The sequence below is a fragment of the Flavobacterium sp. genome (assembly GCF_046317795.1).
Classification (GTDB): Bacteria; Bacteroidota; Bacteroidia; order Flavobacteriales; family Flavobacteriaceae; genus Flavobacterium.
The window spans coordinates 1-17,071 of sequence record NZ_JBKCVI010000003.1 but is presented as its reverse complement, the minus strand read 5'-3'; the positions used below and the strand labels follow the sequence as shown (position 1 = coordinate 17,071).

Here is a 17,071-nt window from a genome sequence, read left to right as displayed (position 1 = left end):
ATATCCAAGAAGGTATACTGTACATCAATGGTATAACTAGTACCAAACTGAGGTACTAAACCTACAAACGAAGCTAAGTTAACAAAACGAGATGGCGACGTTACGAAATAATACGTTGGCGTTGGTCCATTGTCGCTTGTTAAACGGGCTCTAAAAGTATACGAAATCGCATTGGTTCCTACTGTTGAACTAATACTAGTACTTAGTGAAGTCAACGTTACGTTACAACTGGAACCTGTTAGTTTTATTTTCGGTACTATCGGACTTAACACCGTGATGGTGTTACCTGCATAAGGTACATTCTCTCCATCAATTACCGCAGCAGCTGTTACAGTATAACTAACATTGAAATTACGCATGCTCACTGGAATAGCTACAAAACGTGTCGGTGAAGTCACTTCTTGACTTTCCAAAGTTTGTAAATTAACTATCGTAAATCGATACGTAGCCGTGGTAGCTCCTGCAAAAGTGTATGGTTGAGCCGAAACGGCTGTAGCAAATGACGGCAATACTGTACTATTAGCAGTAGCCATGTTTACCACTACTGGTGTACATCCTTCTGAGAATAAACCATCACAATCATCATCGATGTTGTTCCAACAGATTTCTGTGCGTCCTGGGTTGATAGTAGCAACAGCATCGTTACAATCGTTACCTCCTGTTAAAATAGCGTTAGTATAACCAGCACCTGGTGAAGTACATGATGGTACGGCTGCTCCGGTGTAATATCCGTCGCCATCAGCATCTAAATACCATAGTGGTTGTGGAGTCTCGCTTACTATTACTGTCGCAGAAGCTGAACCTGAACAAGATGGAGAAGTAACGGTATAGGTATATACTCCCGCACCTGCTAAAGCTGGACTCCAAATACCACCTGTTTGTGGTGTTCCGCCAAGAGCAGAAAATAACTGTGCTGTTGTTAGTGTGGTACCCGTACAAATCGATAATGTACCATTTGTACCTGCGTTTGGAGGCAATACATTATCAGTACGTGCTGGTACTCTTTGGATTCTACAGTCATTCACTAGTGGTGTATCAGCGATGCCATAAGGTGTGGTACTAAATTGATTTTTCATGTACTCTGCAAACGCATCTTGCTCAGAACCCGAATTCGCAAACGATGCCATCGCTGGACCTTGTTCAGGCACTGTATTCAAATCAAGTCTGCTTCCCGGAACTGATGAAGCAACAAATGGATAACCATCTCCATTTCCTGCAAGGAAGTTCAATGTAACTACTCTGAAGGTACGTGACAAATTACCAACTGTTACACCATTAACCACTAAGGTATCGATAACATTACCAGCTGAATCTGTAATCACTGCATTCAAAATTTTTGAACCAGATGCATTACTGAAATTATAACTGTATCGTACACCTGCAACTTGAGCAAATTGTCCAGGAGTGGCAGTAGCTGTAGTTGCATTAACAGCATGTTCAAGAATTGCTCTCAAGCCGCTTGCTGTTAGTGTCATTAATGAAAGTTGATTGTTGAAACGCAATGAGTTTTCAATATCTAATTGAGAAATATCGCCAGATTGTTTACCTGCTCCAGGATTAGCAATTGGCGGCACTAATGTTACATTGTCTCCAACTGCAATTACGTTTCCAATGGCAGAACGGATACCTCCACCATTTTTGATAGAGATAACAGTAGTAGGATCATAAAACTTAGCTAACCATAAATTAGCTTCAGATGTAATATTACCAAGATTCGTTTCTTCTGTACGCACAAAATTTCTACGTCCTTCAAGGAAAACGGATGTTTTACCAAAGAGATTACCATCTTTTGAATTAATTACATTTCCGATAGCGTTACATAACAACTGCACCTGATAGCCGCGAGTACCTGGTAAAAAGGCATTGCCAACATTGGCTCCCCAAACATCATTTAATCCTTGTTGGTCAGTTGCATAGACACCAGAAATAGCATCGTTAATTGATGCTGGTAACAAGTTACCATCTGAGTCAAAATCAACTACTAATCTTCCTACGTATTTGTAATTGCCATCAGTGTTTACCACAGGCACTGTTCTTCCAGCTAAATCTGTTGCAAGGAAAGGATAAGTTCCAGCAGCTACATCACCTGCACGCAAACGGTCATTCGCATCAGCTAATAATGTATTAGAACCAGCAGCGATAATAATATCTACTCCAGTTAGTTTTGTAGCAAGATCTTGTTCGAAAGCAATTTGTTGCAAGTGAGAAAGAAGAATCACTTTATTACATCCATCGGCAATTAAAGCATCTACCGTTGGCTGAACAATTCCTGCCAATATATTCATATCATTTGCACCTCCGCCAATTACTGTTGTAGCACCGGGAGATGAAATACTTGCTAATATTTGTGTTGTACAACCTACAATACCAATTTTTTGACCACCTTTCATAATGATAGTTGATGGAGCAAGTTTGGTTTTGGCTGAAATCGCAGCAGGTGTTTCAGTAGGACTGGACATAAAGCTAGTATTTAATCTCAAACGATTGGTTGTTGAAATTGAAGCTAAATTTGAATCTCCACTGAAATTTAGATTTGAACTCAAATATGGAAATTGTGCGCCATACCAAGTTGTAGTCGTTGCACCTGTATTATTTGCACCAGCAATCATTGTTCTAATTTCATTCGTACCTAAATCGAACTCATGATTACCTAATGCTGAAGCTTCGATACCAATAAAGTTCATAATAGAAATATCAGCTCTACCAATACTTACTGCTAAATTCACAGGAGGGCTTGTAAACGTTGTATTGTAGAAATTCTCGTAAGCCGTTTTATATACTGGAGCAAGTGTCGGATCGCCTCCTGAACTTAAGAATGGACCAGGAATATAGTTGTCTCCCGATGAAAGCTTAATTGTATTTACATAACTTTCTTCAAGTTGGTCTACAATTGCAGCGAAACGTGGTGCATCTTGAACTGCTTCAACAGCACCCTCGAAATCTGAAGCGTGTAGTACTTGTAATGTAAATACGAAATCGCTGATAGCGATATTTTGCGTAGTTGTAGTTCCTAAAACAATTCCCGATGAAGGATTGCTAATAGTTAATGTAGCAGTTTCAAGTGGCTCAACTGCATTGTCGCTCACTACTGTAAAAGTAACTGAACCAGAAGTTGAACCTGAAGGGATTGTAATTGTTGCATTGCTTAAAGTATAATCGGCAGCAGTAATACCTGTTCCTGATACACCTAAAGAAATTGTTTCATTAACACATACAGGTGCCGTGGCAGTTGCAGTAACAGTAACTATTGTAGCTGCTGTTTCAGAAGCTGTATTAGTTGTCACAGAAAGATCTACCGTAGCTGCTGGCAAAGAGGTTACCGTTGTTGTAGCTGTTGCAGTACAACCTTTAGCATCAGTAATTGTGTAAGTAAAAGTACCACCGCCAACAGTTAACGGACTTCCCGATACAGTATAAGGTAATGTTCCTCCTGTTGCCGTAACCGTAACTGTAGTCGTTGCACCAAAACATACTGTTGATAATGCTGGAGTAGCTGTTGCAGTAATGGTTGGACAAGGTGCTGTTATAATTGTACCTGGTGAACCAATTTCATTAGTGCTATTGGCAGCAATAAATGCTCCATTAACACTTACGGCACTAAATTGTGTAATTGGTGTAACCAAACTATTAACACCAGCTTTATTGTCAAAAGTGGTATATGGAGCTGCAGCAGGAGAACTGCCAAACAATACCGAAGTTTGTGGAGTACTACTAGTTGTATTATATAAATTGACTTGATCTCCTCCAGTACCTAAACCAATTCCGCTACCCGTATAATTCCCGATGCGTAAGCCTCCTGTCGGATTAGTTCCAAACCAATTGTTCAAGAAAGCTGTAGTTTTACCTGGTAAATCATTAGTTTCGATAAAGATAACTGACTCCCCAGGATTGATGCTTGTGATTCCGTTTAACGCTACCGCAGCCGCTGGAGATTGTGAACTATCATCCACTTTCCAACCTGTAATATCAACGGCTACAGCTTTTGTATTCGTAACTTCAAACCAATCAGCACCCACAGGGCTGTTACCGCTTGACCAAGGAGCAACTTCTGAAATAAACAAACGACCTACAGAACCTGGAGAACCAATTTCAGCAACATCGTTTACGGCAACAAAAGCATCATTAACGCCCACCTCACTCAATAAAGATATTGTAGTATTGTTGAGTCCAACTGCGTTGTTGAAGGTTTTAAATAAAACTGTCGGAGAAGCTCCAAAAATAACATTAGCTTGTAAAACGCCACTTGCGTCATATAAATTCACCGCGTCACCACCTGTACTTAATCCGATACCAGAACCTTGATAGGTACCCACTTGTAAACTGGCTGGAGGATTGGCTCCAAACCAAAGTGATTTAAAGTTAGCAACAACTGTCGCAGCTGGATTAGAAGCGGAACTTTCCAAGAAAATTACTGATTCGCCTGGAGCAATACTTGTAATTCCTGTTAAGGCAAGTGAAGCAGCAAACGAGTTGGAACTATCGTCTACTTTCCATCCAGAAATGTTAAGAGCAGTTGTTCCGTTGTTGGTTACTTCAAACCAATCGGCAGCCGCTGGACTGTTACCACTTCCCCACGGAGCTACTTCAGAAATAGTTACGTTTGGAAGTTGTGGTGTTTCATTTACTAAGTCAGTAACTGACAATACAAAATTTACTGACGCGTCAGGTGTAGCACCTACGGTTGTATCGTCAACATTTACCGTAACGTTGTATGTTGATTTGGTTTCAAAATCAAGTACCGTTCCGGGTTTTATGAACAAGCTTGATGCCGTAATTTGGAAATTATTTGCATCAGCTCCAGACAACGAGTATGTATTTGTTCCTAAACCATCGTCAGTAAGCAAGATATCAGCAACTCTAACCGCTGGTGTAGTTATTGAGTTTTCAATAATGCTAGGAACGGTATTAGTCAACGCAATGGCAGTTGGCGCTTGATTTGGTGTTGTAGAAGGAGCATATACCCATAATTGTGGATGGTTTATGTCGCCACCACCATTTTCACTCACAATATAAATATTACCGTTATTATCCATAGTAATTCCTTCGTGTTGCTGAGAAGCAACATTTAGAGGATTTCCTGGATCAGTGACAATAGTAAGTGTACTAGCAATGTTACCGTTTCTGTCTATATTTACCACTTGGGCATTTTCCTGACTTAATACCAAAAGATTTGGTGACGTTGACTGCGTAGGTATGTTGGCCAATACAAATACATCAGCAACATCTATAAAACCTAACAATGCTGGGTCAAAAAGATTAACAGAGTTCACTGTTGTAGGCGAACCATTTGTAGCAGTTCCAGCAGCAAAATCTACATTTGTTTGAAAAATCCCTATAGGATCGATTTCCTTAAGACAGATAAATCCTCCTGTAATTGGATCATAACAAAGACCTTCTGTTCCTGTATTCGGAACAAATGTTCCAATTTTTACAGTTTGCGTATTGGCTCTTGTAAGTGTGGTACCAGCAGCATAAGTAAATTTTACCAATTGTCTGTCGCGCTCTTCGCTCATTACGAATTGTCCACCACCAATATAGGTAAGCCCTTCTGTATCATAGAAATCCGTTCCTTGCGGACTGCCGCCTAAAGCCATGGTCATCGTATCAATTAAAACACCTGTTTTTGATACTTGAGTAACAGAAGTACTACCGTCGGCAGTGATGAATAACGTATCAGTATCCCAATTGTACGCTACAGCCGAAGCTTCTTGACACAATAAGTTATTCGTTGGAGCAACTGTTCTTGTTGGTTCTGGTAAATCATAACGGCCTACTCTTACATACGTAGAAAGGTCTATAGTCGATGCACTATCATTATCAGTAATAGCAATATTTTGAGTAGTTGTTGTGCCAAGCGTAATTCCAGCTGATGGACTGCTTATAGTTAAAGTTGCAGTTTCTGTACTTTCAACTAATGCATCATCAGTTACTGTAAAAGTTACTGAACCTGTTGTTTGACCGTTTAATATCGTAATGGTTGAATTACTCAATGTATAATCACCAGCTGTAATATTAGTTCCCGAAACGCCTAGACTTACTGTTTGATCTCCACTAACTGCAGAAGAAGCTGTGGCTGTAATAGTGATTAGAGTTGTTCCAGCTTCGGAACCTGTGTTTGAGTTTACCGAAAGTGCAACCGTTGGATTTGCAGATACATCATTATCAGTAATAGCAATATTTTGAGTAGTTGTTGTTCCAAGTATAATTCCAGCTGATGGACTGCTGATAGTTAAAGTAGCTGTTTCTGTAGTTTCAACTACAGCATCATCTACAACTGTAAAAGTTACAGAACCTGTAGTTTGTCCGTTTAAAATTGTTATCGTTGAATTACTCAATGAATAATCACCAGTTGTAATATTTGTACCAGATACTCCTAAAGCTAGAGTTTGATCACCAGTTACGGCGGAAGAAGCAGTTGCTGTAACAGTGATGGCTGTTGTTCCTGCTTCTGTTCCTGAGTTGGCAGAAACGGAGAGATTAACGGCGGGGTTGGAAGGAATTACTGTGCCACTTACCGTAACGTTATCGAATCGCCATGTTCCTCCTGTTGCAACACTGGCGGGAGTATTAGATTGTCTAAATTGTCCTGTTGATTGGTAATGAGCGGCAACTGCCCTAAATCCAAAATTTGCGTTATTATCAACAGCAGTAATAGCAGATAAATTTACAATTACTCTCCTGTACACATCGCCTGCATTATTTTCAAAACGTCCATTATTCAAACTACCTGCACACAGGGTCGTATTCGATGCTGTCATGGTAAAATTATTCCATGTAGTACCATCTGTGGTATATTGTAATCTAACAGTATTGGTCGAAGAGTTGGAAAAACGTTGATCCCATTGCACAATGATTCCTGAACGTCCTACTGTAGATACATTAAACTGAGCACCGCTTGATTCATTAGTTGTACCAGGATTGGCGGTAGCAATTGCCCAAGCACCAGGATTGGCACCTGATTGGGCTCCACATCCACTTCCTGATAGGAGCATTCCTGTTGCTGTCGCAACTCCTGTCATACTTCCAACTAAAGTTGCAGAGCCGGAACCTGTATTAGGTGTTGGGTTGGCATTGGTACCTTGCAGCGGTTCAAATGTCCATTGCGAAATAGTAGTTTGAGACGTGGCATTTTGGACGAATCCAAATAAAGAAAACAGTAGTGTAAAAAAGAAGACAAAACCTAAGTTTGATTTTTTCTTTTTAAAATTTTGAGCATTCAAGAAGACTGCTGATTTTAGATGTAAATAGTTTTTCATAAAGTTGATGTTTTAATACCAAGCGAAAATATACATCTGTAAACATCTGTTTATTAAGTAAATATTAACATATCTTTAATCTATTTCAACAGTGCATTTTGGCGAATAAATAGGTTGTTAAACGATATTATTTAAAAAATATTTATTCAAACTCATTTCAAAAGTAAAAACATAGAATTTATCAAATCTATTTTATCACTTTTTACAATAAGAAATTTTAGATTTTATTATTGCTACAATTATTCTTATTATAAGAGATTTTGAGGATTGAATAATTTAGTATTTAAGTTTACTTGGATTATATATTACTTCTCTCTAATATAAATATCAATCGGAACTCCTGAAAAATCCCAGTTTTCACGGATTTTATTTTCAAGAAAACGTTTGTAGGGTTCTTTTACATATTGAGGCAAATTGGCAAAAAATACAAATTGAGGTGTAGGTGTTGGCAACTGCATGCAGTATTTAATCTTTACGTATTTTCCTTTTAATGCTGGTGGCGGATAGGCCTCAATCAATTTCAACATAAAGTCGTTGAATTTTGAAGTTGAAATACGTTGTTTTCTGTTTTCAAAAACTTTTACAGTTTCTTCCAATGATTTTAATAAACGTTGCTTAGTTAACGCTGATATAAACAGAATTGGCACATCAGTAAAAGGTTGTAATTGTTCCCTAATTTTTACTTCATAATCTCGGGTTGACATGGTGTCTTTTTCAACCAAATCCCATTTGTTTACCAAAATAATTACTCCTTTTCTGTTTTTCTCTGCTAACCAAAAAATACTTTGATCTTGTCCTTCAAAACCGCGAGTTGCATCAATCAGTAAAATAATTACATCCGAATGCTCAATAGCGCGCACGGAACGCATCACCGAGTAAAACTCTAAGTCTTCTTTTACTTTGGCTTTTCTTCTAATTCCAGCGGTATCTACCAAGTTGAATTCAAAACCGAAACGGTTGTATTTGGTGTCAATAGCATCTCGGGTTGTTCCGGCAATATCGGTAACCACAAATCGGTCTTCTCCAATTAATGCATTGATGAAAGATGATTTCCCAGCATTAGGACGACCTACCACACAAAATCGTGGTAAAACTTCTTCTTCTGTTGTTTCGGGTAATTCGGGTAACACTTCTACTAATTTATCCAATAAATCTCCCGTACCGCTTCCGCTGATACTGGCAATAGTAAAATAGTCGCCTAAGCCCAAATTATAAAATTCGATAGCGTCTTTTTCACGCATTGCATTGTCCACTTTATTGACTGCCAAAAGAATGGGTTTTGTTACTTTTCGTAATAGCTTTGCCACTTCAGCATCCATAGGTGTGATTCCTTCTTCTACATCCACCACAAAAATAATGGCATCTGCTTCATCAATAGCTAATTCAACTTGACGACGAATTTCAGCTTCAAAAACATCATCCGAACCTTTAATGTAACCACCCGTATCAATTACAGAAAACTCTTTCCCATTCCATTCACTTTTACCATAATTTCGATCACGAGTAACACCACTAACCGAATCAACGATTGCCTCTCTTCTTTGTATTAATCGGTTGAAAAATGTTGATTTTCCTACGTTTGGTCTTCCTACTATGGCTACAATATTGTTCATAATCATTTTAAATATGGCGCAAAGGTACTATTAAAGAACGCAATATCAATTTTTTTTACTAACTTTAGTATGGATTACCAATCAAACAAAATTTCATGAAAACTAATAAAGAAATCAGACTGCGTCTGCGTTTTTTAAAAAATGTAGATGAAAACATTGATGTGATAAAACAAAAATTCATCAACCATAGGAAGGTAATATCTCCCGATTTTTTTATGAAAATCAGGGACAACTACATTCAGTTTACCATATCGGGTGAGAAACATCAATATTGGTCTCCCCATTTAAGTATTGTACTAGAAGAAATGGAAGGCAATGAAAAAAACGCCACTCATATTAGAGGATTATTTGGGCCAGCCCAAACTTTATGGACTTTTTTTATGTTTTTACATTTTTTTGTTGCTGGAACTTTTTTACTTTTTGGGATGTTTGCCTACTCCAATTACACTTTAAAAGAACCTATGATGATGGATTTAGTCATTATGTTTTTTATGGTCATCGTTTGGTTTTTACTCTATGTCATTGCTCGACAATTGCGTGAAAAAGGAAATGACCAAATGAATGATTTGGAAAACGAATTCGAAAAAATTTTGGCAAGTTAAGTGCTATTGGTTGTAGCCAAAGCGTCGTAACTGATAGGCATTACTTCTCCAGTCTTTGTTGACTTTTACATACAATTCGATGTGGATTTGTTTTCCAAAAAACTTTTCTAAATCTTCACGAGATTGCATTCCAACTCTTTTTAGTGCAGCTCCTTTATGACCAATGATAATTCCTTTTTGCGTATCGCGCTCCACCATGATTACAGATCGAATTCGGATTATTTTTTCATCTTCTAGGAATTCTTCCGTTTCTATTTCTACAGCGTATGGGATTTCCTTGTCATAATTCAAGAGAATTTTTTCACGAATAGTTTCATTTACAAAAAACCGTTCTGGCTTATCAGTCAAAGCATCTTTTGGATAATAAGGAGGCGAAACCGGAAGCAATTCTAAAATGCGAGCAAAAACTTCTTTCACATTAAAGTTTTCTAAAGCCGAAATAGGATAAATTTCTGCGTTGGGAACTTTGTTTTTCCACAAATCAATTTGCTCTTCTAGTTCGTCTTGATTGGATTTATCTATTTTATTTAAAAGTAATAAAACTGGGATTTTAGAATGGATTATTTTAGTAAAAAATGCTTCGTCTTTTAACTCTTTCTCGCCTATTTCCACCATATAAATCAGTACATCAGCATCTTCAAAAGCCGATTTTACAAAATCCATCATCGATTTTTGCATTTCATACGCCGGTTTGATAATTCCGGGTGTATCCGAAAGAATTACCTGGAAGTCTTCGCCATTCACAATTCCTAAAATTCGGTGACGTGTAGTTTGAGCTTTGGAAGTAATAATGGATAACCTTTCCCCAACAAATGCGTTCATCAAAGTTGATTTTCCCACATTTGGATTACCGATTATATTGACAAATCCTGCTTTATGCGACATATTTTTTTTATTTAACACTTCTTAAAACCGAATGTCCACTGGACATTCTCCTCTTACTATCAAATCGATAATGTTGACAAATCCTGCTTTGTGTGACATGTATTCTGATCTAATTGGCGCAAAGGTAGTCATATCAGTTCAATAGAGGAAATAAAGATTTTTTGCATTTTTTGTTGCATTTCTTGATATTCATTGTATATTTGCACTCGAAACATCGCGGGATAGAGCAGTAGGCAGCTCGTCGGGCTCATAACCCGAAGGTCACAGGTTCGAGTCCTGTTCCCGCTACTAGAAACCCAGCAATTGCTGGGTTTTTTCATTTCTGTAGCAAATCTGTAGCAAAGTTGATAACTTTTTTTCAGCGACTTAACAATTTACTACTTCCTTTTCAAAATAGAGCTTTTTCACCTTTTGAACGGTGTTTTTTGAACAACCACACAAAACACCTATCTCTTCAAGTGTAGGCGGAGTAGATTTTTTCAAGTAAAAAATCACCTTTGGGTATTTAGCTAGCACCGCATCCCTTGATTCTGTAGTACCTTTTTCTCTACCTGTATATAATTTTTTGGCTTTTCTAATAGCAATTCCTTCTAACTGCCTCTCTCTCAGTGTGTTACGTTCCATTTCTGCTAAATTCGCCATAACAGAACTAATTAGCTTAAAAGTAGGACTCTCTTTGCCGTTCATCATGCTTTCTAATCCAAGATTCTCTACTTTGATAGTAACACCCAACCTGTGAAGCTCAGAAATAGTTGAAATCACATTTAGCGTATTTCTTCCGAGACGACAAATTGAGTCTACCGTTAAAAAAGTAATCCCTAAATCGGTAATATCTTTTAACAAAGCCTTAGCTTGTGGTCTTGACTCAAAAGGAATAACCCCACTTACTTTATCTATATAGATTTTCTCACCTATATTTTGCTTTAAAATCTGGCGTTCATTTGATTGCGATAAATGACTCGTTCTAACGTATCTAGCCTGCATAGCTTATCTCTTTATAATTTTTTGTAAAGATAAATAAAATTAATTAATATACCAAATTTAGGGTGGTTGTTTTTGGTATAAAAAAAAGACATATAATGCGTTGAGAACATCAAGTATTCAAGGGCTAGTTTTGAGTATAGCCTATTTTTGGTACGTTAGGTAGTTTGCAACAAATCCAATAAGTCGTTTAATTCTTTTTCAGTGAAGTTTTCACCTCTGAATGATACAGGAAACTTTATAGGCTCCGATTTTAGAACCTTCTTGAATTGCGATAGTGATAGCGTAATTTTCATAGCGTTGTTTATCTATAAATACTCGCTCCAAAAAAATCAGCCAAAAATTTTGAAAAAAATTTGAACGGCACATCATGTGAACAGGGCGGGACGTCTTCATTATGCAGTAGGCAACGGGGGTAACATCGTTAAGGATAAATAACAAATCATCGAATCCGTAGCGTTTGAAGGGGAGGACACTACCACCTTAATACAGGAAGGAAGGACTAGCACCACCAGAACCATCATAGCAAATACTGGAGCGTCAAGTGGTATATAGTATGTATTATCACTATCTATTATCCTAGTTTAGTACCATATTATTACAGTTTCTTTCAATTAATTCTATTATTTATTCATCTACCTTAACAATACACTATCATATATGTTACTTAATAAAATAGTAATAGAATAGAGTATAATAGTAGTAATAATAAGGTATTACACAACTATAGCAATAATCATAGTATGCTCAATTTCCGCTATTATAAGTTTTTTTTCATTTTGTTATCTCAAACACTTGACTCTTTTTTAAATTTTCGGTATATTTAAAGAAAAGCAGTTTTAGGAGAGTAAACTCATAAAAAAACCTTGGTTGCTGGTAGATAGCTTCTGCCAGCTTCTCTTACCAAGTAAAATCCCAAGAGCCATAACATTCCTAACGGAATTACGAGAATAAGAGAATATAAATGAACATTAAAACCGATTACCTATCACTTACGGGTGATACTGAGGACATCCAAATCCTCCAAAATGATTACAACTTAGCAGAATTAGCATTACAGTTCCCGAATGTAAATTCGTTGCTTATACCCAAAAAATCAGAATACAACCTACGCAAGTATGTGCCTAAAGGCATGCTTAGAGCCATTGATAGCGATGTTGATGTAGCAGTCGAAAAGTGCCTAGTGTTTTTATCCAACTTATGCAGCACCTATTATACTGACGACAAATGGAAGTCACTTAACGCTACAATATTGCACCAACAAACGAAATCCAAGAGCAGCACCTATATATATACCCGAATTATCGATGTATTAAAGCATGGCACATCCAAAGGTGCATTTATTGAAGTTAACGATAGTTACCTAGAGCGTGAATATTGCAAAAAGTACCGCTTAACCGATATTTATCTAAAAGCGGGACTGGTTAAATACATTATCAAAGATGCGGGAATCGTACTGAATCAAAACAGGCTTTTTTATGAGCAGTTAAACGAAGCTATGGAGCACCCTATCTGCTCCAACCTTATTAAAATGTACCCTAAAATCGAGTTGCCTACATCAAAAGAGCTTTTGATTGTTGGTAAACGTTTGGCAAAAGATGGTCACCGCACCAAAAAAGGCAAAATACTTACTATGCGTAACAACCACATTAACGACTATTGGAAAGATGCCGACAATAGGAGCTTTGTTGAAGACAACATCAAACTTTTTGAGTTTTTGACAAATAGAGGGTTTATGATACCTGGTGTTGGTGATGAAAAAAGTGGTGGTCGTGTGGTTGATTCGTTTACACTTATGCCCGCTTGGATTCGTGAACAAATTACCGTTGATGGTACCAAATTAGCTGAGTGCGATTACACCGCATTACACCCAAATATAGCTATCAAAATATACGATGGCAAACTAACTTACTTAACGCATCAGAACGTTGCTGAGCGAACAGGTATTGACGTCAAAAGCATTAAAATTGAGCACCTAAGCTTTTTTAACAAGCAATGGTTAGCCATGCTTAAATCACCGCTATTTGCGTTCTACTCAATCCACGAACCCGATATGTTATCACGCATATACAACGACAAAAAAAAGCACGGCTACAAAGTGACCTCAGCCAAAATGTTTGGTGTTGAGGTGGGTGTTATGACCGATGTTATAAAACACCTCAGCACCATAGGAATTAATGTGCTATACGTTTACGATGCGTTGCTGTGCGAAGAAAAGGATAAAGCTATTGTGGTTGAAACCATGAACCGAATTATACTAGAGCATGGTGTTTACACCTGTGTTAAAGTTGATGGTGCGTCACCTGTAGTTATTGCTGCAACTACAGCAGAACCACAAGCGGTAGCACTACCAAAATTTGCATTGGATGAGGTAGTAAACTTATATGATGTATTGCCGATGCTATCTTATGACGCTGACGACACTATGAACATAATATACGATATTGTCTACTCTAATATAACTATGAACGAACTCGTTCAGTATATCGCTAAACAGGCAAGAGAGCAAAAATACAATGATTTTAATGGTGTTAGAATAACACAACAAGTAGTTGCAAAACTTAAGTCAATAGTTAAGTATTAATAGCTATTTAGTATCGATTCTGCTGCGCAGAATCGATCAACATGACTTAAAGTCATTTTAACGTTCCGCGGCTTTGCGTCGGTAGCGGCAATTTAAGCAAAATATTGTTATGAAAGCAGAGTTGAAAATCCAGAGGATTTTCAACAACAACGGTTTGGAGCTATTGCGCAAAACCGCTGTTGGCAGTAGTTCCTTATTTATTCTCTAAAACATCGAATAATTTTTTTTGAGCTTTCATTTTCCAATTCCATTTCGTGTTCATCTAATTTAAGTATTTTAAATTTCAAATCAATTATTGGAGATTTCATTCTAATTATTTTTTTCTGCTCATATTGATATTTTCCATGAATATTGATTTCCATATTATCTTCAATCGCTTTATCAATTATAAATGAATTATCTTTCTTAAATATTAAATGGTCAAAATTTCGATATTCAATAATTTCTCCACTAATTAAATTCCAAGTTCCAATTATATTTTTAGTCTCTGCTTTTTTGCAAGAAGTTAATATTAATAAGGAAAATAGTAAAATTTTTATTTTCATAATATGAATTTCTAATAATCGTCAGGGAATTACTGCCAACGTTCCGCGGCTTGGCGCAGTGGCGGGTTATTAAATTATTTATCTAAAGTACTCAATTTTTCTATTCGATGTTTTTCCGCCTACTGAAATACAAAACCAGCCATTGAGCCAAACCGCTGTTGTGTGTAGTGCTTTTATGAAATCCATCCTTTTCTATACACTTTAGTTATTTTTCCATTTTCAAAAAAGAAAATAAATGCAATTCCACTTGAGCCTTCTTTTCCAACACGATTTGTTGTAATGTTGATTACCAAACTATCTTTATCTAGTTTTGAAAGTTTTGCGTTCGGTTTTATTTTCTTTTTTAAACAATCCAATCTTAATTCCGAAATTTTGTATTCAATTTCTGCGAGTTTTTTATAAATCGGATAAGTTTTTGTCTTGTCATATTCAAAAAGTTTTTCCGTTTCGATTCCCAATTGATTTGCTACATATTCAGTTGAAAAATAAAATTCGTAGAGAGAACCATTTTCAATTGTTGAATCAAATCTAAAATTATTAATGCTTAAATCTTTGTCGTTTTTTAAATATTTTACTGCTGTATTAATTTGAATACACAATTCTTCATCAGAATTATATTCCGAATTCTGTCCGTAAATTATGGTTGTAAAGAATAATATTAAAATGATATTTCTCATTTAAGTAGTTTTAGCATTACACACAACTTGTATATACCCGAAACAAACTTTCGCAAATCCACCCAAATTAGGTTGTATACACGAAGGTTTGTTTCGCTTTATTCTTTTCAAATATAAAAATTAATTCTTATAAATCCTAATAAAACCCCCACCCATCTTTCTTAAAATAGTCCCTGTAGTATATTATCAAGTTTTCTCTGGTTATATAGTCCGTCTTTGAAATTCTAGTTGTTTTCAACGAGTGCAGCCCTTTTTCAGCATGTGCCTTAATTGTCTGCCGAGCAATACCTATAACCTTCTCAGCTTGCGAAAAATTGTATGCGTCCTTAACCAAGGAACTAATAAAACCTATCGTTTCAGCATCGTCACCAATGGTTGCACCGCTAGGCAAACTTTCTTCTTTGTCTATTATTTCTTTAACTCTTTCGTGAAATTCTCTAAGGTTGTCTAAGGTGGAATCAATACACATTTCAGTTTGTTCCAATAGCTTTCTAGTACCCATTCTAATGTCTTTAAATACTGTGTTAACCTCATCGGGTTTTATTGACATACCGTAAGTAAACAAAGCAGACATAATTTCACTTTGGTCTGTCTTAGTTAATTCTCCGTATCTAGCCATCTGGAAAACGGAAATAAAGATTGCTTTTTTATCTGAACTATTCATTTTTATCAAATATTTTTACGTATTCTGGGTTAATATCTCTGGTGTAGTCAATATACTTCTGCAGCGTTGATAGCTTCTCATGACTTGTATAACTCATCAGCTCGTGCAAAGGCACAATGTTTATTAAATTAGTTATAAAAGTATCACGTCCCCTATGCATTGACAACAATTCGTAACGTTTTAACTGCCTACCTGTTTCTGCATCTTCTGCTAGCGTCACCTCACTAAAAAGGTTACTTTCTTTAAGTAAATCGTGCAACACCAAATTAGTGTAACCATTTGAAAATTGCTTTAGATTGTAATCTAATTTATCTAGTATCTCGATAGCTAAATTTGATAGCGGTATAGTAGCAACCTTATTTAGTTTTTTCTTTGTTTTAGATGCAACATGTTTATAGACCTTTCTGCCTTTAAAATTCATAATAAAAACCTTTTTGAAGTCTTCTATGTCTTTCCACCGAAAACCCGTTAAACAACTAAAAAGAAAAATTAGCTTAACTTTCTCTTTAGTTTCATCTTCAAATTTGTGTGCATATAGCGTATGTATTTCACTAATTGATAGCGTTGTTTTTATCTTTGAAGTGACAACAATCTCAGTTTTTTTATAGTTTTTCAAAAAGCTATCGTCTTTAAGCAACTCTTTTTCTTTTAAAAACGAGAAAAAGCCTGTAAGCACTTCAAACCTTTTGTCAATACTAGCAGATTTAAGCTTACCTATCGTCTTAAATTTATAGGTTTCGCCATTTTTTAGCAAAATTTCTTTAGGTCTGGTCTTTGTAAGCCATGTATGAAACACATCCAACCAATCTTTGTTAGTAACATCCGACACCTTTAGCACTATGCCTTTTTCAGCTTCATAATCATCCATAGTACTTTTAAATGTACCGTAAGTTGAAAAACTAATATCGGATTTACCAACTCGTTCAACAAGTTGGGTTCTTTTACGTTCCATAAACTCCAAATAGTTAACCATGAAAAGCTCCGATTTAATTTGAATCTTACCTTCTCTAATGTCGGTCAACTCTTTTTCTAGTTCTGGTGCCGTAATTTTAACACCATCGATAAGGCTTTTTGATACTATATCATTTGCTTTGGTAATCCAATCAGCAATAACTTTATTCATTTTGGTTGCGTTCTCTACATCTGAACTAACCATATTTTTCTTGGCGTCCCACTCCTTAAATTTATTTTGCTTATCTTTGACCTTTGAAATTTTCACACCCGTTGGAAATCTCATTATGCCATTAACACCGTAGTATATTAC

The 17,071-nt window shown here is 36.4% G+C and carries 10 protein-coding genes and 1 tRNA gene; 3 read left to right on the top strand and 8 right to left on the bottom strand.

The window, feature by feature from the left end; translation table 11 throughout:
- Positions 1 to 7,256, bottom strand: a 7,256-nt coding sequence (locus ACK5ON_RS00100; protein WP_409818714.1) for an SdiA-regulated domain-containing protein, incomplete at its 3' end; no start/stop codon positions are given.
- A gap of 305 nt (positions 7,257 to 7,561) precedes the next feature.
- Entirely contained in the window at positions 7,562 to 8,869 is a 1,308-nt protein-coding gene (gene der, locus ACK5ON_RS00095) for a ribosome biogenesis GTPase Der (RefSeq protein ID WP_409818712.1), read from the bottom strand.
- Between the two features lie 95 nt (positions 8,870 to 8,964).
- On the opposite strand from der, the gene ACK5ON_RS00090 reads away from it, so the two are divergent.
- A complete protein-coding gene (locus tag ACK5ON_RS00090; protein ID WP_396174822.1) occupies positions 8,965 to 9,471 on the top strand; it encodes a hypothetical protein in 507 nt (168 codons plus the stop codon).
- 3 nt (positions 9,472 to 9,474) lie between these two features.
- On the opposite strand, the gene era is transcribed toward ACK5ON_RS00090, so the two are convergent.
- A complete protein-coding gene (gene era, locus ACK5ON_RS00085) occupies positions 9,475 to 10,356 on the bottom strand; it encodes a GTPase Era (protein WP_396174824.1) in 882 nt (293 codons plus the stop codon).
- Positions 10,357 to 10,571: 215 nt separating this feature from the next.
- On the opposite strand from era, the gene ACK5ON_RS00080 reads away from it, so the two are divergent.
- Positions 10,572 to 10,644 (top strand) — tRNA-Met (locus tag ACK5ON_RS00080).
- Between the two features lie 78 nt (positions 10,645 to 10,722).
- On the opposite strand, the gene ACK5ON_RS00075 is transcribed toward ACK5ON_RS00080, so the two are convergent.
- The gene (locus tag ACK5ON_RS00075) at positions 10,723 to 11,340 is read right to left on the bottom strand and encodes a recombinase family protein (protein ID WP_409818709.1); all 618 of its coding nucleotides are present in this window, start codon (positions 11,338 to 11,340) and stop codon (positions 10,723 to 10,725) included.
- 1,528 nt (positions 11,341 to 12,868) lie between these two features.
- Here ACK5ON_RS00075 and ACK5ON_RS00070 point away from each other — a divergent pair.
- Positions 12,869 to 13,921: a hypothetical protein gene (locus tag ACK5ON_RS00070; RefSeq protein WP_409818707.1), complete on the top strand. Its 1,053-nt coding sequence runs from the start codon at positions 12,869 to 12,871 to the stop codon at positions 13,919 to 13,921.
- A gap of 197 nt (positions 13,922 to 14,118) precedes the next feature.
- Here ACK5ON_RS00070 and ACK5ON_RS00065 read toward each other — a convergent pair whose 3' ends face one another.
- The 4 genes from ACK5ON_RS00065 to ACK5ON_RS00050 form a co-directional block, all read right to left on the bottom strand.
- Positions 14,119 to 14,466 (bottom strand): hypothetical protein, encoded by a 348-nt coding sequence (locus ACK5ON_RS00065; protein ID WP_409818704.1) that lies wholly within the window; start codon positions 14,464 to 14,466, stop codon positions 14,119 to 14,121.
- A 173-nt stretch (positions 14,467 to 14,639) separates the two neighbouring features.
- Positions 14,640 to 15,143, bottom strand: coding sequence for a hypothetical protein (locus tag ACK5ON_RS00060; RefSeq protein WP_409818701.1), 504 nt, complete (start codon positions 15,141 to 15,143; stop codon positions 14,640 to 14,642).
- 136 nt (positions 15,144 to 15,279) lie between these two features.
- The gene (locus tag ACK5ON_RS00055) at positions 15,280 to 15,807 is read right to left on the bottom strand and encodes a hypothetical protein (protein ID WP_409818698.1); all 528 of its coding nucleotides are present in this window, start codon (positions 15,805 to 15,807) and stop codon (positions 15,280 to 15,282) included.
- The coding region (locus ACK5ON_RS00050) for a tyrosine-type recombinase/integrase (RefSeq protein ID WP_409818695.1) at positions 15,800 to 17,071 on the bottom strand (1,272 nt) is incomplete at its 5' end. The genes ACK5ON_RS00050 and ACK5ON_RS00055, both read right to left, overlap by 8 nt.

Coding starts and splice junctions, on each gene's coding strand:
- der (WP_409818712.1), bottom strand. CDS start 8,869: ATGAACAATATTGTAGCCATAGTAGGAAGACCAAACGTAGGAAAATCA.
- ACK5ON_RS00090 (WP_396174822.1), top strand. CDS start 8,965: ATGAAAACTAATAAAGAAATCAGACTGCGTCTGCGTTTTTTAAAAAAT.
- era (WP_396174824.1), bottom strand. CDS start 10,356: ATGTCGCATAAAGCAGGATTTGTCAATATAATCGGTAATCCAAATGTG.
- ACK5ON_RS00075 (WP_409818709.1), bottom strand. CDS start 11,340: ATGCAGGCTAGATACGTTAGAACGAGTCATTTATCGCAATCAAATGAA.
- ACK5ON_RS00070 (WP_409818707.1), top strand. CDS start 12,869: ATGTACCCTAAAATCGAGTTGCCTACATCAAAAGAGCTTTTGATTGTT.
- ACK5ON_RS00065 (WP_409818704.1), bottom strand. CDS start 14,466: ATGAAAATAAAAATTTTACTATTTTCCTTATTAATATTAACTTCTTGC.
- ACK5ON_RS00060 (WP_409818701.1), bottom strand. CDS start 15,143: ATGAGAAATATCATTTTAATATTATTCTTTACAACCATAATTTACGGA.
- ACK5ON_RS00055 (WP_409818698.1), bottom strand. CDS start 15,807: ATGAATAGTTCAGATAAAAAAGCAATCTTTATTTCCGTTTTCCAGATG.